A 23,988-nucleotide genomic window follows, 5' to 3' on the forward strand; every position below is an offset into this window, starting at 1 on the left:
GGCGAGATGGCTCCTCAGGCACTCTTGGCCGTGAGCCGGCCGACGGCGAAGAGATCGATGGGGTGTGCGGTGGTGCCGGTGAGCGCGAGGTCGGCGAGGATCTCCCCCACGACGGGGACGAACTTGAAGCCGTGACCGGAGAAGCCGCAGGCGACGACCACGGACTCGGGATGCCGCGGATGGCGGGCGATCACGAAGTGCTCGTCGGGGGTGTTGGAGTACATACAGGTCGCGGCCTTGAGGAAAATCCCAGGGAGCGTGGGGAGTTGGGCCGCGAGATGGTTCGCCATGGCGGCCACCTCATGCTCCTGGACGGTACGGTCGATGGTCTCCGGGGTGCAGACGGTGCCCTTCCGGAAGAAGGCGACCTTGGCGCCCGCGTCCGGGCCGTCGATGGCCGGGAAGCCGTAGATCTGGACGCGCTCCGCGTTCTCCCAGATGTAGATGGGATGGTGCTCCGGGCGGTACGGGCCGGTGCCGCCCTCGGGCTGGAACCAGTACATGACCTGCCGCTCGATGGTGAACGGCACCCCGAGATCGCCGAGCAGCTCCGGCGCCCAGGCGCCGGGGCAGATCACCAACTGGCCCGCCGTATAGGTGTTCTCGGCGGTGTGGACCCGCACACCGCCGGACGGCAACGGCTCCCAGCGGGTGACGGGCTCCTCGAAGCGCAGCTCGGCGCCGTCCCGGGTGGCGAGCTGGAGATGGGCGGCGACGGTGTTCTCCGGGCGGAGCAGCCCGGCCCGCTCCTCGTACAGCCCGACCTCGTCCGGGCCCGGGGTGAGGGTGGGGAAGCGCCGGTGGATCTCCTTGGCGTCCAGCATCTCGTGCGGCAGGTCCCACTGCCGGGCCGACTCGAGACTCCCCGCCACGGTACGGCTGTCGGGCGGTCCGAGCATGACACCACCGCACAGGGCGGCGACCGTCCGGCCGGTGTCGCGCTCCAGCCGTTCGTACAGCTCGTAGGCGCGCAGCAGCAGGGGGACGTACGCCGGATCCTCGAAGTACGACTGCCGGGTGATCCGCGAACCACCGTGGCTGGAGCCCCGGTTGTGGACCGGGCCGAACTTCTCCAGGCCGAGGACCCGGGCGCCGCGTGCGGCGAGATGATGGGCGGCGGCGCTGCCCATGCCGCCGAGGCCGAGCACGATCACGTCGTACGAGGGGGGCATGACTCTCCTGACGGTTATTCGGAAGTTCGGAAACAAGGAAGTCAGCGCCGGATGCGGTCCATCCCCGGGTCGAACAGGGGCTCTTCGGTGACGGTGGCCGCGACCGGCGCACCGAAGTAGTCGATCAGGACACCGGTTCCGGGGGTCAGCCGCGCGGGCAGCCAGGCATAGGCGATACACCGGCCGACGGTGTAGCCGTAGGCGGCGCTGGTGACGTATCCGGCGGTCGCCCCGTCCACCCGTACCGGCTCCTTGCCGAGCACCACGGCGGTCGGGTCGTCCAGGGTCAGACAGGTCAGCCGGCGCTCCGGCCGTTCCCGCTCCCCGCCGCGCGCGGCGAGCGCCGCCCGGCCGGTGAACTCGCCCTTGTCCATCCGTACGGCGAAGCCCAGACCGGCCTCATAGGGAGTGTGTTCGGCTGTCATGTCATGGCCCCAGGAGCGGTAACCCTTCTCCATTCGGAGGCTGTTGAAGGCCGAGCGCCCGGCCGCCACCACCCCGAGCCGCTGTCCGGCCTCCCACAGGGTGTCCCACAGCCGGGCGCCCAGATCGGCGGTGGTGTACAGCTCCCAGCCCAGCTCACCGACGTAACTCAGCCGCATGGCGGTCACCGGCACGAAGTCGAGGTGGGTCCGCCGGGCGCGGAAGTAGCCGAACCCCTTGTGCGAGAAGTCGTCCCGGGTCAGCGGCTGCACCAGCTCCCGTGCCAGCGGCCCCCAGACGCCGACACAACAGGTGCCCGAGGTGATGTCCCCGATCTGTACGGAGTCCGGCGCGTGCCGCAGCAACCAATCCAGATCGGCAGGGGAGTTGGCGCCGATCTGGAAGTGGTCGGGGCCCAGCCGGGCCACGGTCAGATCCGACCGGATGCCGCCCGCCTCGTCCAGCAGCAGGGTGTAGGTGACGGCGCCCGGCTTCTTGGCGAGGTTGTTCGTCGTCATCCGCTGGAGGAACTCCAGGGAGCCGGTGCCGGTCACCTCCAGGCGGCGCAGCGGTGTCATGTCGTACAGCGCGACCTTCTCCCGGGTCGCGCGCGCCTCGGCGGCGGCGATCGGCGACCAGTAGCGGGCCGCCCAGGCGTCCCGCTCGGGTGGCGAAACGCCTTCGGTGAGCGGTGCGTTGGCCTCGTACCAGTGCGGGCGTTCCCAGCCGCCGCCCTCCAGGAAGTACGCGCCCAGCTCGCGCTGCGCGGTGTGGAAGGGGCTGGTGCGCAGCGGGCGCGGGCGCTCCAGGGGCTGGAGCGGATGGACGATGTCGTACACCTCGATGAAGTTCCGGGCGCCGCGCTCCTCGACGTACGCGGGGGAGCGCTGGGCGTCCTCGAAGCGGTAGAGGTCGCACTCGTGGATGTCGGTGGTGGCCCGTCCCTCGGTCATCCACTGGGCGACGGCGCGCGCGACCCCGGCGGAGTGGGTCACCCACACCGCCTCCGCCAGCCAGAATCCGCGCAGCTCACGCGCCTCGCCGAGGACCGGCATACCGTCCGGGGTGAAGGAGAAGACCCCGTTGAACCCCTCCTCGGCCCGGCTCGCGCCGAGCGCGGGCAGCAGCTCGGCGGCATCCCGCCAGCTGGGCGCGAAATCCTCCTCGGTGAAGGGCAGCGAGGACGGCATCACGGGCGCGTCCTCGTATGCCGGGAGGGTGAACGGATCGACGGGCAGTGGCCGGTGGGCGTACGAACCGATACCGATCCGGTCGGTGTGTTCCCGGAAGTAGAGGTCCCGGTCCTGATGGCGCAGCACGGGCCGACTCGCCTCGGTACGCGGGTCGTTCACCCCGGCCAGCTCGGGCAGCGGCCCGGTCCTCGCGTACTGGTGCGCGAGCGGCAGCAGCGGTACGGGGACCCCGGCCAGCCGCCCGATCACCGGCCCCCAGAACCCGGCCGCGGAGACGACGTGGTCGGCGGGGAAGGTGCCCCGGTCGGTGACGACCCCGGTGACCCGGCCGTCCCGCGAGTCGATCCCGATGACGGTGTGGCGGTCCAGGAAGCGGGCGCCGCGCGCGGTGGCGCGCTCCTGCTGGGCCCGGCAGGCGAGCAGGGCGCGGGCCAGCCCGTCCCCGGGGGTGTGAAAGCCGCCGATGATTCGCTCCTCGTCCAGCAACGGCCATAGTTTCAGGCACTCCTGAGGGGATATCAGCTCACCGTGCACCCCCCACGACTCGGCCAGTCCCGCCTTGCGGTGCAGATCGGCCCAGCGCTCCTCGGTGGTGGCGACCTCCAGACCGCCGACCGGGTTGAAGCAGGAGAGCCCGTCCACGGAGAGCGAGGTGAACTTCTCCACGGTGTACGAGGCGAAGTCGGTCAGGGCTTTGGAGGGGCTCGTCCGGAAGACCAGCCCGGGGGCGTGCGAGGTCGAGCCGCCGGGCGCGGGCAGCGGGCCCTGGTCGAGGACGGTGACATCGGTCCAGCCGCGCGCGGTGAGTTCGTCGGCCAGCGAGCAGCCGACGATACCGGCGCCGATGATGACAACACGGGGAATATCGCTGGTGGTTGCGGACATACCACTCCTCGTTCCGGGTGAACGTTCGGCAACGTTGTGGGCGCTACGGGACGGGCGCTACGGGATGGGCGGTGCGGGGCCGCGCAGGGGGGGCGGTGCGATCGTGCGCGTGCGGCGTGCGAACGTTCAGAGTGTGACGACGGAGCGCAGCGCGCCGCCGCCCTCGCGCATCCGGGTGAGAACGGAATCCACCTCGTCCAGGGCGACGGTCTCGGAGACCAGGGCGCCCAGATCGAGTCTGCCGCGCAGATAGAGGTCGGCGAGGACCGGGAAGTCGCGGCTGGGCAGCGCGTCCCCGTACCAGGAGGACTTGAGCGCCCCGCCGCGCGAGAAGAGGTCGAGGAGCGGCAGCTCGATCAGTGCGTCCGGCTCCGGTACGCCGACCAGCACCAGCACCCCCGCCTGATCGCGCATGTCGAAGCCCTGCCGGTAGGTCTCCGGGCGGCCGACCGCGTCGATCACCGTGTCCGCGCCGAACCCGCCGGTCAGCTCCCGGACGGCCGCCACCGGTTCCGTACCAAGGGCGTTGACGGTGTGCGTGGCGCCGAAGCGCAGCGCGCCGTCGAGTCTGGCGTCGTCGACGTCGACGGCGATCACCTGCCGCGCCCCGGCGAGCGAGGCCCCGGCGATGGCGGCGCTGCCCACCCCGCCGCAGCCGATCACGGCGACGGTGTCCCCGCCGCGTACCCCCGCGGTGTGGACGGCGGCGCCGTACCCCGCCATCACCCCGCAGCCGATCAGCCCGGCGACCTCGGGCCGGGCTGCGGGATCGATCCGCACCGCCTGCGCGGCGGCGACCAGGGTCAGTTCGGTGAAGGCGCCGATGCCGAGGGCGGCGGAGAGCGGGGTGCCGTCGAGCAGGGTCATCGGCCGGCGGGCGCCCAGGCTGTCGAAGCAGTACCACGGGCGGCCCCGGCGACAGGACCGGCAGTTTCCGCAGGGCGCGCGCCAGGCCAGCACGACATAGTCACCGGGGGCGAGATCGGTCACGCCCTCGCCGACGGACTCGACGGTGCCCGCGGCCTCGTGCCCGAGCAGAAAGGGGAAGCCGTCGCCGACCGCGCCCTCCCGGTAGTGCAGATCGGTGTGGCAGACCCCGCTGGCCTGGACCGACACCAGGACCTCGCCGGGGCCAGGGTCGGGGACCAGGATCGTCGTCACCTCGACGGGAGCGCCCCTTTTTCTCGCGACAACAGCGCGGACCTCGTGTGACACGGCCTGACTCCTCTTGCGGTAGCCCTGCGTAGCCCTGTTCTCACACGCCCTTGTTGCGTATCGCACGATCGGTTGCGTGATGAGAGACATCTTGGGAACGGGGGAGTCCACCGTCAAGAGTGCCGAGTTAACCCCCGGTAAAAGGCCGCACGCCGGGGAGGGACGCGGCCGGAACGCTCCGGCCGCGTCCCTCCCCGGCGAGTTATCGCTCTTGATTTTTCCCTGAGGGGTACGCGAAATTCTCCTGACGGACCATCAGAAGGCGTACCCCATGCGCCGGGACAGCTCCGCCGCCGCGCCCAGCGTGCGTTCGGCCAGTACGGGAAGGCGCTCCTCGCCCAGCCGGTAGGCCGGGCCCGAGACGCTGATCGTGCCGATCACCGCCCCGTCGTGCGCCCGTACCGGCGCGGCCACCGCGTTCAGCCCGATCTCCAGCTCCTCCACCGTGCAGGCGTAGCCGCGCTCCACCGCCAGTTGCAACTGCTCGCGCAGCTCGCCGATATCGGTCACGGTCCGCTGGGTGAAGCGCGCCAGCTTGCGCGCCAGCACATGCTCCTGGCCGGACGGCGGCAGATGCGCCAGCAGGATCTTGCCGCTGGAGGTGGCGTGCAACGGGGTCCGCCGGCCCAGCCAGTTGTGAGCGGTGACCGAGGCGGCGCCGCGCGCCTGCATGATGTTGACCGCCGCGTCGTCGTCCAGCACCGCGATATTGACGGTCTCGCCCACCTCGTCGGCCAGTTCGCGGCAGAGCGGCGCGCTCTCCTGCGAGATGTCGAGCCGTACCGCCGCCGCGCCCGCGAGCCGGAGCACCCCGGCGCCCAGGTAGTACTTGCCGCGGTCCTTCGCCTGACCGACCAGGCCGCGGTTCTCCAGCACGCCGAGCAGCCGGAAGGCGGTCGACTTGTGGACCCCCAGCTCATCGGCGATCTCGGTGACCCCCACCTCGCCGTGGCGGGCGAGGATCTCCAGCACACTCACCGCGCGGTCGACGGACTGCACCGCGCTCGCGGCGCCCCTGGGCTGTGTCTTTTCCTCGTCGTCCGCCGTAATGGTGTTGTCCTTCCGCTGGGTCCTGCCTGTTCTGTCGGTCTTCCCGGTTCTGTTGGTCATCGGGTCTTTCTCACCCACCTGGCGGGCCTGATCCCGGCCGTCGTCCTCGGGGAGGTCTTGACGAGTCAGCTCCCCATTGCCGATTCTGTTGCGCATCACGCTCCCTGTTCGCGCGATACGGAACACCGATACGGAACACAAGGATACCGATGAGTGAGAGGGGGGCCAGTGATCCCCGTCTGTCGTCTTGAAGACCTCCCCGAGGGTGAGGCCATCCGCATCGACACCCAGCCACCGATCGCCGTCTTCCACTCCGAGGGCGAGTTGTACGCCATCGACGACACCTGCACCCACCAGGACGCCTCCCTCGCGGAGGGCTGGCTGGAGGGCTGTCAGGTCGAATGCCCGCTCCACGCCGCTTCATTCGACCTCCGAACGGGACAGCCGACCTGTCTGCCCGCGCGCCGTGCCGTACGCGTCCACCGCGTCACCGTCGACGACGGAATCATCCATGTGCACCCCACAGCCGAGGAGCACGTAGCGTGAACTCCAGTGGCACAGCAGGGGAGTTGGCTACGGGCACCGTGGTCGAAGCGGCTCGCTTCCTCTGCTGTCCCAACTCGGCCCGGACATGGCGGCGTTCTGCGCCGGACTGCACGCCGCGCACGGAGTGCCCCTGCTCTCCGGTACGGGAGTGGCCGCCCTCCTCGGCACCGGCGCGGGACGGGTGCGCGGGGTCGAGCCGGCGGACGGCCGCGTGCTGCCCGCGGAGGTGGTCGTGGTGGGCATCGGCGTTCGCCCCAACACCGGCTGGCTGGCGGTCTGCGGGCTGCCGCTCGACGACGGTGTGCGCTGCGACGCCGGTGGTGTGACCGCACTGCCCCGGGTGGCCGCGCTCGCCGCCGACCGCCCGCGCCCCTTCACCCGGCTGCGCCGCGAACTCGCCCGCACTCCGGAGTCGGCCGTCCGCTCATCGCTCCCCGCCGACGGGCGGTCCGTTAAGGTCGTATGACGGTGGACGGGGCTTGTCCGATGGAGGCGTCCCGCGATGGAGGCACAGTGCGGCTGAGAGTGGAGTTCACGACCGAGCCCTTCGACCTGGACGAGGCACCCGCGCACGCGCTGGTGGCCCGCGAGGTCGTCCGGGGCGCGGAGCTGGACGCGGTGGATGTCGGCCCCTTCGGCAACACCGCCGAGGGCGGCGCCGACGCGGTGCTCGCGGCCGTGGAGGAGCTGCTGCGCAGGTCGCTGGAGGCCGGGGCGACCAGGATCTCGCTCCAGGTCAATGTGATCGGGGCCGATACGTGAGCGAACCGCCGGACCACCCCTTCGTCACGGCGGTCAGACCACTGGTCGACGCCATGGGCGGCGAGCTGCTCCCGCCGCACGAGGCCCAGCCCGACGATGTCGTCCTGGCCTGGGAGGGCGAGGACCTCCTCGCCGTACGGCTGCCCCAGCTCTCGGAGTCCCTCGACCACATCCTGGCGGCCCTGGAGCGCGGACACGGCATGCCGCTGGCCGAACTGGACCGCAGGACCAAGCAGTCGATCGTACGGAACCTGGAGGCGCGCGGCGCCTTCGCCGTACGGCACGGGGTGGAGACGGTGGCGACCGCGCTCGGCGTCAGCCGTTTCACCGTGTACAACTACCTGAACCGCGAGGGCGCGGGCGAACAGCGCGCCAGGGGCGGCAGCGGCTGAACGCGCCTCGCGCGCCCGGCGCCCTCGGGGGAGGGGCACTGGACGCGCGAGGTCGGGTACGTCAGCGGCCGGGGGCCGACGGCCGGAATTCAGCGGCCGGGGGCCGACGGCCACGGCCACGGGCCGGTCGCCGGGGGGCAGCGGCCGGGGGCCGTGGATCAGCTGCCCGCGGCGGTCCTGCGGCGGCGGGTCACGATCATGACCGCGCCACCGGCGGCCAGCAGCAGGGCGGCACCACCGGCGATCGGGAGGACGCTGCCGCCACCGGTCTCCGCCAGGCCACCGCCACCGCCGGTGCTGCCACCGGCGGACGCCGGGCTCGGCTCGTTGGACGGGGTGGACGTCTCGGAGGTCGGCTCGGACGCGTCCGGCGTGGGCTCGGAGGCGTCCGGGGTCTCCGGGGTGGGCTCGCTCGCGGAGGGGGTCGGGCTCTCCGGGGTGCTCTCCTCCGGTGCGGGCGGCTCGGACGGGTTCTCGGTGGAGGGGGGCTCCGTGGCCGGCGGCTCCTCGGGCGTGGGCTCGCTCGTGGGCGGCTCCGGCGCCGGGGGGATCTCCTGCGCGGTGCAGTTCTTCGTGCCACCGTTCCAGGCCGCGATCAGCTTGTCCTTGATGACCTTGCGGCTGGGCCCGATCGGCAGGTCGCCGTGCTCGAACCCGTCGTTCGCGTCCTTGAGGCCGTCGTACTTGACCTTGCCCCGGTAGAGGTCGATCTGCGCGTAGCAGCCGACATCGGGGATGGCCACGTCGAGTGTGTCCTGGCCGCCCTGCTTGACGTCGACGGAGTCGAAGTCGTGGAAGACCTGCTCGCCGGAGGTCTCCCAGGTGGGGCCGTGGGTACGGTACGAGGCCAGCGACACCGTGCAGCTCGACGCGTCGGACGCGGTGCGCACCTTGACGTGCACCTTCCCGTCGTCGGCGGGCTTGAGGTTGATGTCGTCGACCTTGATCTGGGAGTACCAGCCGTTGCCGTCGAGTGAGAACTCGCACTTGTCGACCGCGGTGGTGGTGACCGGCGTACCGGCACCCGTGCCGGGCTTGTAGCCCCCGTGGTTGCCCTTGTCCCATCCCCGGCCGCCGGGGCAGTCGGTCGCCCAGGCGGAACCCGCCGCGGCGGTGGAGAGGGCCAGAACGGCGGCGCCGACTCCGAGGAGTCTCAGCGACGTGACACGTCTCGATATGGCCATGCGTTTCCCATCTTGTGCTGGGCTCGGCCCGGCCTGTGCCGTGTGCCTGTGCCGTGTGTTCTCGGACGTACGGACAACGGACACCACGACTCGACCCGCCGCACGCGGGAGCGGGGCAGGCAGAAACAGGGCCGGGCTGAAGTGGTTGGCAGCGCACCGGGCGTTGGGCTCTCGGTGGCACGACGCATATTCCTGGGGGCGCGACACCCATGTCAATCCGTCGCGGTGGCCGGAATTCGATGTTCCGTCGGGGCGTGACCGGGAGCGCCGACCCCCGGTACTTACGTGAAAAAGGCTCAAACGGCCCGGACAACGCCCTGGTCGGCGGCGGGTTCGGGCGCGCGCGGCGGTGCGGACCGTCCGGCGGCGGGCTCGATGATCAACATGCGGCCCGATGGTTGCGGTGAAGTCCAGCCGAGCAGTACGTGGAGAGACTGTAAATTCAACAAACTGTTGACGCCGTGTCGCGCAGGGCGTTAGCTGGACGCGTTACTCCGAAGTAGCGCCGTCTGCCCCCGCGGGCGGGACTTCGGAATGACGCGTCCAGGCCGGACAGGCCCGAGACCGGCCTGGTACAGCACAGCCACGGAGGCTCCCCGTGACATCGACATCCTCTGATACGTCCGTCCCGCCCGATCCACTCAGCGGATCGCGGGGCCTTGTCCGCCTCAATGCCGCCCCCGGCCCCGAGGCCCTGGCCGCACTGCGCGACGTGTGCGCCAGTACGGCGTGGGGGAACGCGGTGCTCGCCCGGCGCCCGTACGCCGGCGTGGCGGACCTCCTCGCCGCCGGTGACACCGCGACGGCCGGGCTGGACGGCGAGGATCTCGCCGAGGCCATGGCCGGACACCCACCGATCGGCCGCCCCCGCCCGGGTGACCCCACCTCGGCCCGGGAGCAGCGCGGGATGACCGACGCGTCCGAGCGGCTCAGGGCGGAGATGCTCGAACTGAACCTGGCCTACCAGGAGCGGTTCGGCCATGTCTTCCTGATCTGTGCCACGGGGGCGACCGGCGAGCAGATGCGCGACGCGATCGAGGAGCGGCTCGGCCACACGCCCGAGCGGGAGCGCGAGATCGCCCGCACCGAGCTGGGCAAGATCAACCGGATCAGGCTGACCCGTCTCGTCACGACGGAAGCAGCGACGGAAGCGGCGATGGAAGAAGCAACGGAAGAAGCAACGGAAGAACAGGCGGAAGCAGCGGCGGAGAACGCCGAGACCCCCGCCTCCGTCTCCACGCACATTCTGGACACCAGCCTCGGCCGCCCCGCCTCCGGTGTCCCCGTCGCGCTCGCCGCCCGCGGCGGCCCCGACGCGTCCTGGGTCGCGCTCGGCGCCTCGAAGACCGATGGCGACGGGCGGTGCAAGGATCTGCCGACGCTGCCCGCCGGGACCGTACAGGTGCGGCTGGAGTTCGACACCGACGTGTACCTCGCCGCCGCCACCGGCACGGCCACCACCACCATCACCGCCGGAAACGGCACCCCCCCAGCCGAGACGCGGCAGCAGCACACATCGCCGTTCTTCCCGGAGGTCGCGGTCACCTTCCGTGTCACCCCGGGCGAGCACTACCACGTACCTCTGCTGCTCAATCCGTTCGGCTACTCCGTATACCGAGGGAGCTAGCAGGAATGCCCACCATGCTCGGACAGAACCAGTACGGCAAAGCGGAGAACCGCGTCGTCAAGGTGGTACGGAACGGCGCCACCCACCACATCAAGGACCTGAACGTCTCCATCGCGCTCTCGGGTGACATGGCGGACGTCCATTACTCCGGATCCAACACCCACGTCCTGCCGACCGACACCACCAAGAACACGGTGTACGCGTTCGCCAAGGAGCACGGCATAGCGTCGGCCGAGCAGTTCGGCATCGAGCTGGCCCGGCACTTCGTGACCAGCCAGGAGCCGATCCACCGCGCCCGCGTCCGGATCGAGGAGTACGCCTGGGAGCGCATCGCCACCCCCGGCGAGGGCGAGCACTCCTTCGTCCGCAAGGGCCAGGAGACCCGCCTCGCCGAGATCACCTTCGACGGTGAGCGGCTCCAAGTGGTCTCGGGGCTGAAGGACTTGACCGTACTGAACACGACGGACTCCGAGTTCTGGGGGTACGCCAAGGACGGGTACACCACACTGAAGGAGGCGTACGACCGGATCCTGGCCACCGATGTGTCGGCGCGGTGGCGTTACGGCTGGACGGGCGGCGAGGGCGAGTCCGTCCCCGACTGGGACCGGTGCTACGCGGAGGCGAGACAACACATACTCGGCGCCTTCGCCGAGACCTACTCCCTCTCGCTCCAGCAGACGCTGTACGCGATGGGCACCCGGGTCGTCGAGCGGGGCGAGGGGATCGACGAGATCCGTTTCTCGCTGCCCAACAAGCACCACTTCCTGGTCGATATGGAGCCGTTCGGTCTGAAGAACGACACCGAGGACGGAGCCGTCTACTTCGCGGCGGACCGCCCGTACGGCCTGATCGAGGCCACCGTCCTGCGCGACGGGGCCGAGCAGCTCATCCCGGCGGACACCACCAACCTCTGAGCTGTACGCGGCCGTACGCGGCCGTACGCGCCGTACGAAAAAGAGCACGTACAACGTTTCACGCGCAACGTTTCACGCACACGTTTCACGAAGAAGAAAAGGACCCGTCATGGCGGCTACGCGCATCGTCATCGAGAACTGCGCCATCGCGACGGTGGACGCACACGACACCGAGTACGCCACGGGCCATGTCGTCGTCGCGGGCAACCGGATCGAGTCGGTCGGCGCGGGCGCCGCCCCCGCCGGGCTGGAGAACGTGGTCCGCCGCATCGACGGCACCGGCCATCTCGTCACCCCGGGCCTGGTCAACACGCACCACCACTTCTACCAGTGGATCACCCGGGGTCTCGCCACCGACCACAACCTCTTCGACTGGTTGGTCGCGCTGTACCCGACCTGGGCCCGGATCGACGAGCCGATGGTTCGCGCCGCCGCGCAGGGCTCGCTGGCCATGATGGCGCGGGGTGGTGTGACCACCGCGATGGACCACCACTACGTCTTCCCGCGCGGCTCGGGCGACCTCTCCGGCGCGATCATCGGAGCGGCGGCGGAGATGGGCGTACGGTTCACCCTGGCCCGGGGATCCATGGACCGGGGCGAGTCGGACGGCGGGTTGCCGCCGGACTTCGCGGTCGAGTCCCTCGACGGCGCCCTCGCGGCGACCGAGGAGACCGTCGACACCCATCACGACGCCTCCTTCGACGCGATGACCCAGATCGCCGTCGCGCCGTGCTCCCCGTTCTCCGTCAGTACGGAACTGCTGCGCCAGGGAGCCGAGTTGGCCCGCCGCAAGGGGGTGCGGCTGCACACCCACGGCAGCGAGACCGTCGAGGAGGAGCAGTTCTGCAAAGAGCTGTTCGGGATGGGCCCGACCGACTACTTCGAGTCCACCGGCTGGCTCGGCTCCGATGTGTGGATGGCCCACTGCGTCCATATGAACGACTCCGACATCGCCGCCTTCGCGCGTACGGGCACGGGCGTCGCCCACTGCCCCTCCTCCAACGCCCGGCTGGCCGCCGGGATCGCGCGCGTCCCCGACATGCTGGCGGCGGGTATCCCGGTCGGCCTCGGTGTCGACGGCACGGCCTCCAACGAGTCGGGGGAACTCCACACCGAACTGCGCAACGCCCTGCTCCTCAACCGCCTCGGCCCGCACCGGGAAGCATCCCTGACGGCCCGTCAGGCACTGCGCCTCGGTACGTACGGCGGCGCCGGGGTCCTCGGCCGCGCGGACCAGATCGGCTCCATCGAGGCCGGGAAACTCGCCGACCTGGTGCTGTGGAAGATGGACACACTGGCCCACGCGTCCATCGCCGACCCGGTGGTCGCGCTGGTTCTCGGCGCGGCGGCCCCCGTCACACTCTCGCTGGTCAACGGCAGGGCCGTCGTCGAGGACGGCCGACTGACCACGGTGGACGAGGACGCCATCGCCCGCGCCACCCGGAGCGAGGCGCGCCGGCTCGCCCGGATCGCGGCCGGTGAGTGAGGGCCGCCGGGGGCGTGGTCAGTCGATGCGGTAACGGTCCCCGTATACCTTCCAGTTGAGGGGTGTGTCGAGGTTCAGGTTGCCCTGGTCGAGGAAGACGCGCTGCGCGGTGTCGAGTCGGCTGGTGTCGTTGTGGGACGGCTCGCTGCGGATCGCGGCGACCCGCGCGTCGAGGAACGCGTGGAGATACGCGCTCTGATCCCCGCCGCGCCGGGGCGACCTGGCCGCGCGCAGGGCGTTGGCGCGGATCGTACGGAAGCCGACCGAGCCCTCCGTATCGCCGTAGCCGTGCATGACATAGGCGTCGTAGTAGATGAACTGTCCCAGGGCGCCGAGCCCGTCGGCCTTGGCCCGGGAGACCGCCGGGTCGAAGTACAGCAGGTCCCGCTCCTCGTCCTGGGCCCGCCGCAGCGCGGCGTCCCCGGCGGCCTTCCGCCAGGCGGTGGTGAAGGCGGTGCCGAGCCCTTCGTGGGAGGCGCTGCCCTTCACCGCCCGCAGCGCGGGCAGGAACCGCACGAGCCCGTTGTCCGGCACGGCCAGGGTGTAGCGCTCGACGACCTTGAGGAGATCGCCGCAGCCGGTGCAGAACCCGACGATGCCCGCCGTGTAGCCCCGGCCGTCGCCGATGTCCTCGATGTAGCGGTACTGGTCCTTCCAGTCCAGCGAGGAGTTCTCCGCACTGGACACCAGCCGCATCGCGATGTCCTTCTTCCCCGGGTCGTCCAGCCCCACGGCCGCACCGGAGGCCGAGGTACAGGCGGCGGTCATGGCCAGCACCGGCAGCAGCAGGACGAGCATCAGTCGGCGGAGCGTGTGGATCACGTACCGGCCCTTTCCCTGTGGGTGTGGTGTGCGCAGGCCCGGCCCCCGAGGGTACGTGAGCGGACCGGTATCACCCGGAAACGCCGGTACGGGGGGCACGGACCGTGCTACGTCCCTTCCGGTCCGCCCGGCTTGACGAACCGGCTTCGACACCCGCACCCCGCACGCGTGGACGGGCGCGGGCCCGGAGGCGGTGGAGTTCCTCAGCCTGTTCGGGCGGCAGGGCGAGCGCATGCACGTACAGGCCCGCCCCACGGAGAAGTGACCGCGCGCCCGACCCGCGCGCCCGCGCGCCTGAGGCCCGGCGGGTCGCGCCGGGCCTCAGGGTGCATCGGGGAAGGCGGTGGCCGTCAGCCGCGGAGCTGCTCGTACGCGGGGAGCGTGAGGAAGTCCGCGTAGTCGTCGTCGAGCGCGACGGTCAGCAGCAGGTCGTGGGCCTGCTGCCAGCGGCCCGCGGCGAACGCCTCGTCGCCGATGTCGGCGCGGATCGCGGCGAGTTCGCCGGCGGCGAGGGCGCGGGCCAGCTCCGGGGTGGCCCGTACGGTCTGTCCGTCGTGTTCGAACTCGACGCCCGCGTTGATCCACTGCCAGATCTGGGAGCGGGAGATCTCCGCGGTGGCGGCGTCCTCCATCAGGTTGAAGATGGCGACGGCGCCGCTGCCGCGCAGCCACGCCTCGATGTAGCGGATGCCGACCTGGACGGCGTTGTGCAGGCCGTCGTAGGTGGGCCTGGCGTCGAGGGAGTCGATGGCGATGAGATCGCCCGCGGCGACGGAGACGTCCTCGCGGAGGCGGTCCTTCTGGTTCGGGCGGTCGCCCAGGACCGCGTCGAAGGAGGCCATGGCGATCGGCACGAGGTCGGGGTGGGCGACCCAGGAGCCGTCGAAGCCGTCGGCGGCCTCGCGGTCCTTGTCGGCCTTGACCTTCTGGAAGGCGACCTTGTTGACCTCGGCGTCGTGCCGGGAGGGGATGAAGGCCGCCATGCCGCCGATGGCGTGGGCGCCGCGCTTGTGGCAGGTGCGGACGAGGAGTTCGGTGTAGGCGCGCATGAACGGCGCTGTCATGGTGACCGCGTTGCGGTCCGGCAGGACGAACTTGGCGCCGCCGTCACGGAAGTTCTTCACGATCGAGAAGAGATAGTCCCAGCGGCCCGCGTTGAGCCCGGAGGCGTGGTCGCGCAGCTCGTACAGGATCTCGTCCATCTCGTACGCGGCGGTGATCGTCTCGATCAGCACGGTCGCGCGGACGGTGCCCTGCGGGATGCCGACGTAGTCCTGGGCGAAGACGAAGATGTCGTTCCAGAGGCGGGCCTCCAGGTGCGATTCCGTCTTCGGGAGGTAGAAGTACGGACCCTTGCCCAGCTCGATCAGGCGCTTGGCGTTGTGGAAGAAGTACAGCCCGAAGTCGACCAGCGCGCCGGGCACCGGCTCGCCGTCCAGCTGGAGGTGGCGCTCCGCCAGATGCCAGCCGCGCGGGCGGGTGACGACGGTCGCCAGCTCGGCCGCGTCCTTGAGGGCGTACGACTTGCCGGTGCGCGGGTCGGTGAAGTCGATACGGCGGTGGTAGGCGTCCATCAGGTTGAGCTGGCCGCCGATCACGTTCTCCCAGGTGGGAGCGGAGGCGTCCTCGAAGTCGGCGAGCCAGATCCGCGCGCCCGAGTTGAGCGCGTTGATGGTCATCTTGCGGTCGGTGGGTCCGGTGATCTCCACCCGGCGGTCGTTCAGCGCGGCCGGTGAGGGGGCGACCCGCCAGCTCTCGTCCGCGCGGACGGAGGCGGTCTCGGGCAGGAAGTCCAGGCTGGAGGTACGGGCGATGCCGGCCCGGCGCTCGGCCCTGCGGGCCAGCAGCTCGTCACGGCGAGGGGTGAACCGTTGGTGCAGCTCCGCGACGAACGCGAGGGCCGCTTCGGTGAGTACCTCGTCCTGCCGGGGCAGGGGTTCGGCGTCGACGATGGCCAGCGGGGAGGGCGCCGGTGCGGACATGAGCTGTCACTCCTTCACGAGCGCCGTCAGGGTCGGGCGCCTCTGCTTTGTGGATATTAGTTTCCTTATCGTGGAACTTCAATGTTTTGTTGAAGTCCGGACATACCGGCCCGGTGCTCCGGACATACCGGCCCGGTCGCTCCGGGGCATACCGGCCCGGTGCTCCGGACATACCGGCCCGGTCGCTCCGGGACACACCGGCTCCGCGCTCCGGGCTCAGGGCGCGGGCTCCAGGCGCGCGAGATCCTCCTCCGTGTCGATGTCGTACGCCCGCGCGACATCGCCGCACTCGACCAGGACGATCTCGCTCCCGTGCGCCCCCAGATACCCGCGCGCCCCGCGGTCGCCCCGGGCCGCCGCCGCGACATCCGCCCAGCGGGCCGCGCCGAACAGCACCGGATGACCGCGCTCGCCGCCGTACGAGGCCGCGACGAGCGAATCGGGCGTACGGTACGCCGCCACCACCCGGGCCACCGCCGCCGCGCCGATCCCCGGCTGGTCCACCAGCAGCACCAGCGCCGCCCGTGCCCCCGTACCGGAGAGCGAGGCGAGCCCGGCGCGCAGCGAGGAGCCCATGCCCTCGCCCCAGCGCGGGTTGTCGACCAGGGCGCAGCCGGGCAGCTCGGCCCGGTCCCGTACCTCCCGCGCGGCCGCTCCCAGCACCACGTGCACCGGGCCGCAGCCGCCCTCGCGCAGTGCGCGCGCGGCGTGCTCGACCAGCGGGCGGCCCCGGTGCGCCAGCAGCGCCTTCGGCCGGCCGCCCAGCCTGCGGCCGCCGCCCGCGGCGAGCAGCAGCCCGGCGACCGGCGGGTCCGATGTGTCGTGTGTGCCTGCCATGAGCCCTGCATACCACCCCGGAGTGGCGCACACCGTACGGGATGGCGTTAACTTGCCCGCGAACCTTGGCGCTTGACCATCGTCCAGGGGGGAACGGCAAAGCGGGACAGAACCGTACCGGGCACAACGGCGTGCCGGGGCGAGCGCGAGGGGGAGTACGTTGCTGCGGAGTGTGGGGCAGACGCCGCCGACGGAGCGGGACGAGGATCCGAGAGTCGTGCGGCTGCGCGCCGCCGTGTCCCGGCTCCGGCGCGAACTGGCCGGTTACCAGGCGGAGTTCCAGGACCGGGCCATCGCCGAGGACGAGCTGGCCGCGCTCGCCGCGATGGTCGCGGACGGCGCTCCCGAGACCGCCAGGATGCGGCGTTCGCTGCTGCTGATCGTCGGCTCGACCGGCTCGGTCAGCGCGCTGGGACCGGCGCTGATGGGCGTACGGCACGCGGTCGACCTCTTCGGGGACGCGCCCCGGCGGGCCGCCGAAGTGCCCCGGCAGCCCGCCGACGTACCGCGCCTGCCGCGCTGACGCCGCGATCGTACGAGGGCCGAGCGGATCCGGCGTGTCCGGCCGATGCGTTCGGGGCGCGGCGGGAGTCTTGACCCCGACCGCACGCACCCGCAGCCGGAGGTGGCCCGATGACCAGCCTGAAGACCCTGCTGGACCAGCACGTCGACGAAGGCCCGGTGCCCGGGATCGTGGGCCTGGTGGCCCGGGGCGGCCGGGTCGAGGTGGCGGTCGCCGGCTCCGCCGACGCCGCCGGGACCTCCCCGCTGGCCAGGGACTCGATCTTCCGTATCGCCTCGCTCACCAAACCCGTCACCGCCGCCGCGACGATGGCCCTGGTCGAGGACGGCCGGATCGCGCTGGACGCCCCGGTCGCGACCTGGCTGCCCGAGCTGGCGGCGCCCGTCGTCGTCCGTACCCCAAACTCCCCGGTCGACGACGTGGTCCCGGCGGCGCGGCCGATCACGGTGGCCGATCTGCTCACCTTCCGCGCCGGATACGGCTTCCCCGCCGACTTCTCCCTGCCCGCGGTCGCGCCGCTGTTCGACGAGCTGAAGCAGGGGCCGCAGGTCCAGCAGGTGGCGGCGCCGGACGCGTGGATGGCCGCGCTGTCGCGTATCCCCCTGCTCGGCCAGCCGGGCGAGCTGTGGCTGTACAACACCTGCTCCGACATTCTGGGCGTGCTGATCGCCCGGGTCGCGGGCCGCCCGCTGCCGGAGTTCCTGGCCGAGCGGCTGTTCGACCCGCTCGGGATGGCCGACACCGGATTCGCCGTACCGGCGGGCAGCCTCGACCGGTTCACCAGCTATTACCGGCCCTCCCCGGCCGGGGGCGTCGAACTGGTCGACGCCCCCGACGGACAGTGGAGCCGCCCGCCCGCCTTCCCGTCCGGCGCGGGCGGGCTGGTCTCGACCGCCGACGACTGGTACGCCTTCGCCCGGATGCTGCTCGCGGGCGGCACGGCGGACAGCGGCGAACGGCTGCTGTCGGACGAGTCGGTCCGGCGGATGACCACCGACCATCTCACCCGCTCCCAGCGCGCGGCCGGACAGCTGTTCCTGGAGGGCCAGGGCTGGGGCTACGGCGGCTCGGTCGATGTCGCGACCATCGACCCGTGGAACGTGCCGGGACGCTACGGCTGGGTCGGCGGCACCGGTACGGCGGCGCACCTCACCGCCTCCACCGGCACGGTCACCCTCCTGCTCAGCCAGCTGGAGATGACCGGACCGACCCCGCCCGAGCTGATGCGCGACTTCTGGCGGTACGCGGCGGCGGACGCCTGAGCGCGGGCGCTCAGAGCTGCGCCTGCGCCGCCGTGTTCGTCAGCGCCGCCGAGAGATCCCGCGCGACCTCCTGGAGCACCGGTACGATCCGCCGCGTCGCCTCCTCCGTCACCCGGCCCGCCGGGCCCGAGATGGAGAGGGCGGCGGCGGTGGGGGAGCCGGGCACCGTCACGGCCAGACAGCGGACCCCGATCTCCTGCTCGTTGTCGTCGACCGCGTACCCCGTCGCCCGCACCAGCTCCAGGGCCTCCAGGAACCCCTCGGGCGTGGTGATCGTCCGCTCGGTGGCGGCCGGCATGCCCGTACGGGCCAGCAGCGCGCGTACCTCCTCCGGCGAGGTGTGCGCCAGCAGCGCCTTGCCGACGCCCGTGGAGTGGGGCAGTACCCGGCGGCCGACCTCGGTGAACATCCGCATCGAGTGTTTGGAGGGGACCTGGGCGACGTACACGACCTCGTCGCCGTCGAGCAGCGCCATGTTCGCGGTCTCGCCCGTCTCCTCGACCAGCCGGGCGAGATACGGCTTGGCCCAGCTCCCCAGCAGCCGGGACGCCGACTCACCGAGCCGGATCAGGCGCGGCCCGAGCGCGTACCGGCGGTTCGACTGCTGCCGTACGTAACCGGTGGCGACCAGCGTGCGCATCAGCCGGTGGATCGTCGGCAGCGGCAGACCGCTGCTGGCCGACAGCTCGCTCAGCCCGACCTCGCCGCCCGCGTCCGCCATCCGTTCGAGCAGATCGAAGGCGCGCTCAAGGGACTGGACGCCACCGCCGGAAGCGGATTTGGCGGCGTCGGAGGTGCTGGCGCTGGACGGCGGCACGTCAACGGTCCTTTCTGGGGGGTGAGGTGGGGCGGCGCGGGGGCAGGCACGCAGCCTACCGGCCGGGATGGCCGGGCAGTCCGGGGCAGGTCGACGCGGGGACGCGGACGGACCGCCCGGACCCACCGCTCTTGACGGGTCAGGTTCCGGCGTGAACACTCGTTCAACAGTTCGTTGAGCTCCAGTGGGCACGTTGCCATGGGTAAGGAAGCGAGGGCACGGGTGTCCGAGGTGAGCCTGATACTGCGGTCGACGCGTGTGATCACCCCCGCGGGGGAGCGGCCCGCAGCCATCGCGGTCACCGGTGGCACGATCACCGCGGTCCTGCCGTACGACACGGAGATCCCGGCCGGGGCCCGGCTGGCGGACGTCGGCGACGACGCCGTACTGCCCGGTCTCGTCGACACCCATGTCCATGTGAACGACCCCGGCCGCACCGAGTGGGAGGGGTTCTGGACCGCCACCCGCGCCGCCGCCGCGGGCGGGATCACCACGCTGCTCGACATGCCGCTGAACTCGCTGCCGCCCACCACCACCCCCGCCCATCTGGGCGTCAAGCGGGATGTCGCCCGGGGCAAGGCCCATATCGACGTCGGCTTCTGGGGCGGCGCCGTCCCCGACAACGTCAAGGAGCTGCGGCCGCTGCACGATGCCGGGGTCTTCGGCTTCAAGTGCTTCCTGTCGCCCTCCGGCGTGGAGGAGTTCCCCGAGCTGGACCAGGAGCGGCTGGCCCGCGCGCTCACCGAGATCGCCGGCTTCGACGGACTCCTGATCGTCCACGCCGAGGACCCGGCCGAGCTGGCCGCCGCGCCCCGGCGGGGCGGCCCGGCCTACGCCGACTTCCTGGCGTCCCGGCCGCGCGACGCCGAGAACACGGCGATCGGGAACCTGATCGCCCACGCCAAGCGGCTCGACGCCCGCGTCCATGTGCTGCACCTGTCGTCGTCCGACGCCCTGCCGCTGATCGCCGAGGCCCGCCGAGAGGGTGTCCGGATCACCGCGGAGTCCTGCCCGCACTTCCTCACCCTCACCGCCGAGGAAGTCCCGGACGGCGCCACGGAGTTCAAGTGCTGCCCGCCGATCCGCGAGGCCGCCAACCAGGACGCGCTGTGGCAGGGGCTCATCGACGGCACCATCGACTGCGTCGTCTCCGACCACTCGCCCTGCACCACCGACCTCAAGACCCCCGACTTCGCCTCGGCCTGGGGCGGCATCTCCTCGCTCCAGCTCGGCCTGCCCGTGATGTGGACCGAGGCACGCCGCCGGGGCCGCCCCCTGACGGATGTCGCCCGCTGGATGTCGACGGCCCCCGCCGCCCTCGCCGGACTGACCCGCAAGGGCGCCATCGAGCCGGGCCGCGACGCCGACTTCGTGGTCCTGGCGCCCGAGGCCGTCTTCACCGTCGACCCGGCGGAGCTGCACCACCGCAACCGGGTGACCGCGTACGCGGGCCGCGCGCTGTACGGCGTCGTCAGGTCGACCTGGCTGCGCGGCGACCGGATCGCCCACGACGGCCTGCTCGCCGGGCCGTCGGGCAGACTGCTCGACCGGGACCACCCCACCCACCAGGTGTCCACCCGCCACGTAAGGAATGACTGACTGTGCCCGAAGCCCCCTCCACCGGCTCCGCCATTCCCTCCTTCACCGGTGACGCCCGGCCCTACGGAGGCGGCGACCCGTACGCCGACTACCGCACCGCCGACTTCCCCTTCACCCGCTTCGTCGACCTCGCCGACCGGCGCCTCGGCGCCGGGGTGACCGCCGCCAACGACGAGTTCTTCGCCGAGCGCGAGAACATGCTGGGCATCGGGCCCGCCGAGTTCGACCCGGAGCGGTTCGGCCACAAGGGCAAGATCATGGACGGCTGGGAGACCCGCCGCCGCCGGGGCATCGGCGCCGACCAGCCGCACCCCACCGACGCGGACCACGACTGGGCGCTCGTACGCCTCGGCGCGCCCGGCGTGATCCACGGCATCGTCGTCGACACCGCCCACTTCCGCGGCAACTACCCGCAGGCCGTCTCCGTGGAGGCCACCTCGCTGCCCGGTACCCCGTCCCCCGAGGACCTCCTCGCCGACGACGTCACCTGGACGGTGCTCGTCCCCCGTACCGCCATCGGCGGACACGCCGCGAACGGCTTCGCCGTCGACGCCCCGGGACGCTTCACCCATCTGCGGGTCAACCAGCATCCGGACGGCGGGATCGCCCGGCTGAGGGTGTACGGCGAGGTCGCGCCCGATCCCGCGTGGCTCGCCGCCCTCGGTACGTTCGACCTGATCGCCCTGGAGAACGGCGGCCGGGTCGAGGACGCCTCCGACCTCTTCTACTCGCCCGCCACCCACACCATCCAGCCCGGCCGCTCCCGCCGGATGGACGACGGCTGGGAGACCCGGCGCCGCCGCGACAAGGAGAACGACTGGATCCGCTACCGGCTGGCCGCGCAGTCCGCGATCCGCGCGGCCGAGATCGACACGGCGTGCCTGAAGGGCAACGCCGCGGGCTGGGCCGCCCTCTCCGTACGCGACGGGGAGAGCGGTGAGTGGACCGAACTCCTGCCCAGGACCCGGCTCCAGCCCGACACCAACCACCGCTTCGTCCTGGACGCCGAGGTGGTCGCGACCGACGTACGCCTCGACATCTTCCCGGACGGCGGGATCTCGCGGCTGCGGCTGTTCGGATCGCTGACCGAGCGGGGTACGGCGGAGCTGGCCGCCCGCCACCGAGGGGCGTAGCCGTCCCCGACCGAAGTTCGGCCGTCCCCGGACTTCGGTCGCTGTCGCGCCCCCTCCCCTCGACAACCGGGTCCGGATCGCCCTGCTGGTCCACGACGCGGAGCTGTCGGACCCCCTGAGCGGTGAACGGCTACCAGCCGCCGGGGATCTCCTTCAGGGCCACCGAGCGGCGCTCGCGGCGGGACAGCTCGCAGGCCTCCGCGATCCGCAGCGCGTGCAGTGCCTCCCCGCCGTCGCACGGGTTCGCCAGCTCGCCGGTGACGACCTTGAGGAAGGCGTTCAGCTCCGCCTCGTACGCCGGGGCGAACCGCTCCACGAAGCCCGGCCACGGGTTGTCGCAGCGCGGCGGGCCCTTCGGCTCGGTGGAGGTGATCGGCGTCCGGTCGTCGAGCCCGACCGCGAACTGGTCCAGCTCGCCCGCCAGTTCCATCCGTACGTCGTAGCCCGCCCCGTTGCAGCGGGTCGCGGTCGCCGTGGCGAGCGTCCCGTCGTCCAGGGTGAGCACGGCGGCGGCGGTGTCGATGTCGCCCGCCTCGCGGAAGACCGCGGGCCCGGCGTCCGAGCCCGTCGCGTACACCTCCACGACCTCGCGCCCGGTCACCCAGCGGATCATGTCGAAGTCGTGCACCAGCGCGTCGCGGTACAGCCCGCCGGAGAGCGGCAGATACGAGGCGGGCGGCGGCGCCGGGTCCGAGGTGACCGTCCGTACGGTGTGCAGCCGGCCCAGCGCCCCCGACCGGATGAGATCGCGCGCACGGCCGTACCCCACGTCGAAGCGGCGCATGAACCCCAGCTGGAGCACGGTGCCCGCCGTCGCGACCCCGCGCAGCGCGGCCAGTGTGCCCGCCAGGTCCAGCGCGATCGGCTTCTCGCAGAAGGCGGGCAGCCCGGCCCGGGCGGCCCGGCCGATCAGATCGCCGTGCGCCGAGGTGGCCGAGGCGATCACCACGGCGTCCACGCCCCAGTCGAAGACCTCGTTCACGGAGGGCGCGGCGGTCGACCCCGTACGGTCGGCGACATAGGCGGCCCTGGCCGGGTCGGTGTCGGCGATGACCAGGGAGCCGACCTCGCGATGGCGGCTGAGCACGCCCGCGTGCAGGGTGCCGATCCGGCCGGCGCCGATGAGTCCGATGCGCATGGCCCCAAGGTGGCGGTCCGCCGCTCACGATGTCAAGCAATTGTCCGGACAATCGAACTACCCGACTTCCCGTCAACATTCCATGCGACTACGCTCGGTGCGTGCCCCAGCAGCCGAGATCATCCCGACCCGGACCGGAGACGGCCGACACCCGCGCCGACAGTGCCACGCCGCTTCAGCTCAGCGTCGACCGCACCAGTCCGGTCCCGCTCTATTTCCAGCTCGCGCAGCAACTGGAGGCGGCGATCGAACGGGGCCGGCTCGCGCCCGGCAGCCTGCTCGGCAACGAGATCGAACTCGCGGGCCGGCTCGGACTCTCCCGGCCCACCGTCCGCCAGGCCATCCAGTCCCTCGTCGACAAGGGGCTGCTGGTGCGCCGCCGGGGCGTCGGCACCCAGGTCGTCCACAGCCAGGTCAAGCGCCCGCTGGAGCTGAGCAGCCTCTTCGACGACCTGGAGGCGGCCGGCCAGCGCCCCGCCACCCGCGTCCTGCTCAACACCCTCATGCCGGCCACCGCCGAGGTCGCCGCCGCGCTCGGAGTGGCGGAGGGCTCCGAGGTGGTGTTCGTGGAGCGGCTGCGGTACGCCCACGACGAGCCGATGGCGTATCTGCACAACTGGCTGCCGGCCGGGCTCTTCGACTGCGACACCGGGCGCCTGCGGGCCACCGGGCTCTACCGCATGATGCGGTCCGCCGGGATCACCCTGCACAGCGCCCGGCAGTCGGTCGGCGCGCGCGCCGCCACCGAGGAGGAGGCCGAGCGGCTGACGGAACCGGTCGGCGCGCCGCTGCTCACGATGGAGCGGACCACCTTCGACGACACCGGCCGGGCCGTGGAGTTCGGCTCGCATCTGTACCGCGCCTCGCGCTACGCGTTCGAGTTCCAGCTGCTCGTACGGCCGTAGTGCCGCCGCCGCTTCGCCACTCCCGTACGACCGCCTCTGACCAGGGCCTGCGCGCCAACACGGTAAGCGCTCTCTCCGTACCCGATGCGTTACCGGCGGGTGCCCATGACCGATACTTGGG

General features: G+C 71.8%; 22 protein-coding genes and 1 pseudogene. 13 read left to right on the forward strand and 10 right to left on the reverse strand.

The window, feature by feature from the left end; translation table 11 throughout:
* Positions 1 to 14: 14 nt before the first annotated feature.
* The 4 genes from solA to ACIP8W_RS04160 all read right to left on the reverse strand — a co-directional run bounded on the left by solA (position 15) and on the right by ACIP8W_RS04160 (position 5,887).
* On the reverse strand, positions 15 to 1,172 hold the full coding sequence (solA, locus tag ACIP8W_RS04145) for an N-methyl-L-tryptophan oxidase (RefSeq protein ID WP_402201881.1): 1,158 nt from the start codon (positions 1,170 to 1,172) through the stop codon (positions 15 to 17).
* Between the two features lie 41 nt (positions 1,173 to 1,213).
* On the reverse strand, positions 1,214 to 3,673 hold the full coding sequence (locus tag ACIP8W_RS04150) for an FAD-dependent oxidoreductase (protein ID WP_402201883.1): 2,460 nt from the start codon (positions 3,671 to 3,673) through the stop codon (positions 1,214 to 1,216).
* 126 nt (positions 3,674 to 3,799) lie between these two features.
* Positions 3,800 to 4,888 (reverse strand): S-(hydroxymethyl)mycothiol dehydrogenase, encoded by a 1,089-nt coding sequence (locus ACIP8W_RS04155; RefSeq protein WP_402201885.1) that lies wholly within the window; start codon positions 4,886 to 4,888, stop codon positions 3,800 to 3,802.
* 255 nt (positions 4,889 to 5,143) lie between these two features.
* Positions 5,144 to 5,887 (reverse strand): IclR family transcriptional regulator, encoded by a 744-nt coding sequence (locus ACIP8W_RS04160; protein ID WP_401957037.1) that lies wholly within the window; start codon positions 5,885 to 5,887, stop codon positions 5,144 to 5,146.
* A gap of 279 nt (positions 5,888 to 6,166) precedes the next feature.
* Here ACIP8W_RS04160 and ACIP8W_RS04165 point away from each other — a divergent pair, with 279 nt between their 5' ends.
* From ACIP8W_RS04165 to ACIP8W_RS04180, 4 genes are all read left to right on the forward strand, one after another.
* The gene (locus ACIP8W_RS04165; RefSeq protein ID WP_401956933.1) at positions 6,167 to 6,484 is read left to right on the forward strand and encodes a bifunctional 3-phenylpropionate/cinnamic acid dioxygenase ferredoxin subunit; all 318 of its coding nucleotides are present in this window, start codon (positions 6,167 to 6,169) and stop codon (positions 6,482 to 6,484) included.
* Between the two features lie 85 nt (positions 6,485 to 6,569).
* A complete protein-coding gene (locus ACIP8W_RS04170) occupies positions 6,570 to 6,950 on the forward strand; it encodes an FAD-dependent oxidoreductase (RefSeq protein ID WP_402201887.1) in 381 nt (126 codons plus the stop codon).
* Between the two features lie 47 nt (positions 6,951 to 6,997).
* Positions 6,998 to 7,246, forward strand: a complete 249-nt coding sequence (locus tag ACIP8W_RS04175; RefSeq protein ID WP_401956928.1) for a hypothetical protein — start codon at positions 6,998 to 7,000, stop codon at positions 7,244 to 7,246.
* Positions 7,247 to 7,299: 53 nt separating this feature from the next.
* Positions 7,300 to 7,638, forward strand: a complete 339-nt coding sequence (locus tag ACIP8W_RS04180) for a helix-turn-helix domain-containing protein (RefSeq protein WP_401957036.1) — start codon at positions 7,300 to 7,302, stop codon at positions 7,636 to 7,638.
* Between the two features lie 158 nt (positions 7,639 to 7,796).
* Here ACIP8W_RS04180 and ACIP8W_RS04185 read toward each other — a convergent pair whose 3' ends face one another.
* Entirely contained in the window at positions 7,797 to 8,822 is a 1,026-nt protein-coding gene (locus ACIP8W_RS04185; protein ID WP_401956925.1) for an LAETG motif-containing sortase-dependent surface protein, read from the reverse strand.
* Positions 8,823 to 9,420: 598 nt separating this feature from the next.
* Between ACIP8W_RS04185 and uraD the strand changes: the two genes are divergently transcribed.
* The 3 genes from uraD (at position 9,421) to ACIP8W_RS04200 (ending at position 12,849) form a co-directional block, all read left to right on the forward strand.
* Positions 9,421 to 10,449, forward strand: coding sequence for a 2-oxo-4-hydroxy-4-carboxy-5-ureidoimidazoline decarboxylase (gene uraD / locus ACIP8W_RS04190; protein ID WP_401956923.1), 1,029 nt, complete (start codon positions 9,421 to 9,423; stop codon positions 10,447 to 10,449).
* A 5-nt stretch (positions 10,450 to 10,454) separates the two neighbouring features.
* On the forward strand, positions 10,455 to 11,363 hold the full coding sequence (gene pucL / locus ACIP8W_RS04195; protein WP_401956920.1) for a factor-independent urate hydroxylase: 909 nt from the start codon (positions 10,455 to 10,457) through the stop codon (positions 11,361 to 11,363).
* Positions 11,364 to 11,472: 109 nt separating this feature from the next.
* Positions 11,473 to 12,849 carry an 8-oxoguanine deaminase gene (locus ACIP8W_RS04200; RefSeq protein WP_401956917.1) on the forward strand — a complete coding sequence of 459 codons (1,377 nt, stop codon included), beginning with the start codon at positions 11,473 to 11,475 and terminating at the stop codon, positions 12,847 to 12,849.
* 18 nt (positions 12,850 to 12,867) lie between these two features.
* Here the strand turns inward: ACIP8W_RS04200 and ACIP8W_RS04205 are convergent, their stop codons facing one another.
* A complete protein-coding gene (locus tag ACIP8W_RS04205) occupies positions 12,868 to 13,647 on the reverse strand; it encodes a chitosanase (protein ID WP_401957033.1) in 780 nt (259 codons plus the stop codon).
* Positions 13,648 to 13,816: 169 nt separating this feature from the next.
* Here ACIP8W_RS04205 and ACIP8W_RS04210 point away from each other — a divergent pair.
* A pseudogene (locus ACIP8W_RS04210) lies at positions 13,817 to 13,936 on the forward strand (XRE family transcriptional regulator); the annotation flags it as partial.
* Between the two features lie 85 nt (positions 13,937 to 14,021).
* Here the strand turns inward: ACIP8W_RS04210 and aceB are convergent.
* Together aceB and ACIP8W_RS04220 are read right to left on the reverse strand one after the other, a co-directional pair.
* On the reverse strand, positions 14,022 to 15,653 hold the full coding sequence (gene aceB / locus ACIP8W_RS04215; protein WP_402201890.1) for a malate synthase A: 1,632 nt from the start codon (positions 15,651 to 15,653) through the stop codon (positions 14,022 to 14,024).
* Positions 15,654 to 15,869: 216 nt separating this feature from the next.
* On the reverse strand, positions 15,870 to 16,490 hold the full coding sequence (locus tag ACIP8W_RS04220; protein WP_402201892.1) for an NTP transferase domain-containing protein: 621 nt from the start codon (positions 16,488 to 16,490) through the stop codon (positions 15,870 to 15,872).
* A 160-nt stretch (positions 16,491 to 16,650) separates the two neighbouring features.
* Between ACIP8W_RS04220 and ACIP8W_RS04225 the strand changes: the two genes are divergently transcribed.
* The gene (locus ACIP8W_RS04225) at positions 16,651 to 17,013 is read left to right on the forward strand and encodes a DUF5955 family protein (protein WP_401956909.1); all 363 of its coding nucleotides are present in this window, start codon (positions 16,651 to 16,653) and stop codon (positions 17,011 to 17,013) included.
* Between the two features lie 110 nt (positions 17,014 to 17,123).
* Entirely contained in the window at positions 17,124 to 18,275 is a 1,152-nt protein-coding gene (locus ACIP8W_RS04230) for a serine hydrolase domain-containing protein (protein ID WP_402201894.1), read from the forward strand.
* Between the two features lie 10 nt (positions 18,276 to 18,285).
* Here the strand turns inward: ACIP8W_RS04230 and ACIP8W_RS04235 are convergent, their stop codons facing one another.
* On the reverse strand, positions 18,286 to 19,092 hold the full coding sequence (locus tag ACIP8W_RS04235; protein WP_402201896.1) for an IclR family transcriptional regulator: 807 nt from the start codon (positions 19,090 to 19,092) through the stop codon (positions 18,286 to 18,288).
* A gap of 198 nt (positions 19,093 to 19,290) precedes the next feature.
* Between ACIP8W_RS04235 and allB the strand changes: the two genes are divergently transcribed.
* Both allB and alc read left to right on the forward strand, forming a co-directional pair.
* Entirely contained in the window at positions 19,291 to 20,691 is a 1,401-nt protein-coding gene (gene allB / locus ACIP8W_RS04240; RefSeq protein WP_402152054.1) for an allantoinase AllB, read from the forward strand.
* A gap of 2 nt (positions 20,692 to 20,693) precedes the next feature.
* Complete coding sequence (gene alc, locus ACIP8W_RS04245; RefSeq protein ID WP_402152057.1) at positions 20,694 to 21,824, forward strand: allantoicase; 1,131 nt, start codon at positions 20,694 to 20,696, stop codon at positions 21,822 to 21,824.
* Positions 21,825 to 21,954: 130 nt separating this feature from the next.
* Here the strand turns inward: alc and ACIP8W_RS04250 are convergent, their stop codons facing one another.
* A complete protein-coding gene (locus ACIP8W_RS04250; protein ID WP_401956897.1) occupies positions 21,955 to 22,962 on the reverse strand; it encodes a Gfo/Idh/MocA family oxidoreductase in 1,008 nt (335 codons plus the stop codon).
* Positions 22,963 to 23,063: 101 nt separating this feature from the next.
* On the opposite strand from ACIP8W_RS04250, the gene ACIP8W_RS04255 reads away from it, so the two are divergent.
* On the forward strand, positions 23,064 to 23,867 hold the full coding sequence (locus ACIP8W_RS04255) for a GntR family transcriptional regulator (RefSeq protein WP_401956895.1): 804 nt from the start codon (positions 23,064 to 23,066) through the stop codon (positions 23,865 to 23,867).
* The last annotated feature ends 121 nt before the right edge of the window (positions 23,868 to 23,988 follow it).

The sequence above is a fragment of the Streptomyces sp. NPDC088554 genome (assembly GCF_044752945.1).
Taxonomy (GTDB): domain Bacteria; phylum Actinomycetota; class Actinomycetes; order Streptomycetales; family Streptomycetaceae; genus Streptomyces.